Origin of the sequence: Lysobacter enzymogenes (genome assembly GCF_017168095.1) — a bacterium.
In the GTDB taxonomy this organism is placed as follows: domain Bacteria; phylum Pseudomonadota; class Gammaproteobacteria; order Xanthomonadales; family Xanthomonadaceae; genus Lysobacter; species Lysobacter enzymogenes_D.
Genome location: NZ_LXSD01000394.1, coordinates 1 through 1762 on the forward strand (window position 1 = coordinate 1; position 1762 = coordinate 1762).

Here is a 1762-nt window from a genome sequence, read left to right on the forward strand (position 1 = left end):
GACGGTGCTGTGCGTGCATCCGCGCCGCCAGCGCGACGCGCTGGCCGGCTGGCTGGCCGCGCGCGAGGCGCGGCGGCTGGGCGACGGCGCGGGCGAAGCGCTGTCGTTCCGCGATGCGGCCGGGCGCGAATGCTGGCGGCTGTACCTGCTGGCCGACAGCGATTTCCTCGCCTGGGACGACGCCGGCGCAGCGCTGGCGGCCGCACCCGCGCGCAGCGGCGCGTGGGCGGCCGCCTCGCGTTGGCTGCACCGGTTGCGCGGCGGCTGGCGCGCGCAGGCCTTGCGCCTGAGCGTGCTGCGCGACGAGGCCGGCCATTGCGTGCTGCTGGCCGAAGCGGCGGCGTTGTCGCCGCTGGGGCGGTCGCAGGCGCGGCGGATCGCCGCCGCGGCCGGCGCGCGCCTGGACGAGCGCGCCGACGCCTGTTGTTGCCTGGCTTCGGCCGCCGCCGAGCGGCCCTGAACGCCGATTCCTTCCTTATCTATCTATTCGTCTACAGCCAAAGAGCCGATCGAGAATCCATGAACCTTCGACATTTCCGCGCCAGCGTGCTGGCTTCCTGCCTGCTGTCCACCGGCCTGCTGTGCAGTGCGCCGGCGCTGGCCCAGTCCGCCGACATCGCCCGCGACCGCGCCTCGATCCTGGCCATGCAGGGCGAATACATCGTCGATTTCGCCTTCGACGAAACCGTGCTGCTCAAGCCCGGCTACGAGCGCGCGCCGGCGATGCGCAGCGGCGGCAACGAGACCGTGATCGTGGTGGAGGACAGCCCGACCAAGGTGGTGCTGCAGCACATCCTGGTCGACGGCAAGAGCGGCCACGTGACCAAGCACTGGCGCCAGGATTGGACGTTCGAGGCGCCGCAGCGCTTCGAGTTCAGCGCCGACCAGACCTGGCAGGTGCGCAAGATTCCGGCCGAGCTCAACCGTGGCGCCTGGACCCAGTGCGTGTACGAGGTCAGCGACGCGCCGCGCTACTGCGGCACCGGCCGCTGGGACTACCGCGACGGCCACGCCACCTGGACCAGCGATCCGAGCTGGCGCCCGCTGCCGCGGCGCGAATACACCAAGCGCAGCGACTACAACGCCATCGTCGCGATCAACCGCCACACCCTGACCCCGAACGGCTGGACCCACGAGCAGTTCAACACCAAGGTGCTGCGTAAGCCCGACGGCAGCCAGGAACCGCTGGCGCGCGAGTTCGGCTTCAACGACTACGTCAAGACCAAGGAGGTCGACTTCAAGCCGGCCTACAAATATTGGGACGTGACCCGCGGCTTCTGGGCCAAGGTGCGCGAGCGCTGGGACGCTTACCTCGGCAAGGCCCCGGGCGTGCGGCTGAAGACCAAGATCGACGGCATGGCGATGATCGTTCCGCTGTTCGAACAGGCCGGCAAGCTGGAACAGGGCAAGAAGGTCGCCGACAAGGACATCGACGCGGTGTTCGCCCAGTGGGTGACCGCGGCGCCGGCCGAGTAAGCCGCGGCGCAGGGTTTCCGGCGCGGGCCTGCGAGGGAGCGCGGGTGTCGGAGCGATGATCGGAACCGGCCGGGCAGGATGCCCGGCCTTTTTGTTGGCGCCGACTTCTTCCGCATCGGCTGCGCCCTGTAGGAGCGGCGCAAGCCGCGACCGCGCAACCGCGGCTACGACGAAACCCACTACACCCGCGTTTTCGGCCGCTCTGCATTCGGCGCGACGCGACGCTGCGCGGTCGCGGCTCGCGCCGCTCCTACAGCGAGGCTTCGATGCGTTCGGCGCTCATGAA

Annotated in this window: 2 protein-coding genes; both read left to right on the forward strand. The window is 70.2% G+C overall.

What is annotated here, in order from left to right:
* The coding region (locus tag A7A76_RS16340) for a Hemin transport protein (protein ID WP_206412187.1) at positions 1-460 on the forward strand (460 nt) is incomplete at its 5' end.
* Positions 461-519: 59 nt separating this feature from the next.
* Positions 520-1476: a DUF6607 family protein gene (locus tag A7A76_RS16345; protein ID WP_241200990.1), complete on the forward strand. Its 957-nt coding sequence runs from the start codon at positions 520-522 to the stop codon at positions 1474-1476.
* Positions 1477-1762 lie beyond the last annotated feature (286 nt).

What these genes read in the sequence shown, in the direction of transcription:
- A7A76_RS16345 (WP_241200990.1), top strand. Translation starts at nt 520, where the DNA reads ATGAACCTTCGACATTTCCGCGCCAGCGTGCTGGCTTCCTGCCTGCTG.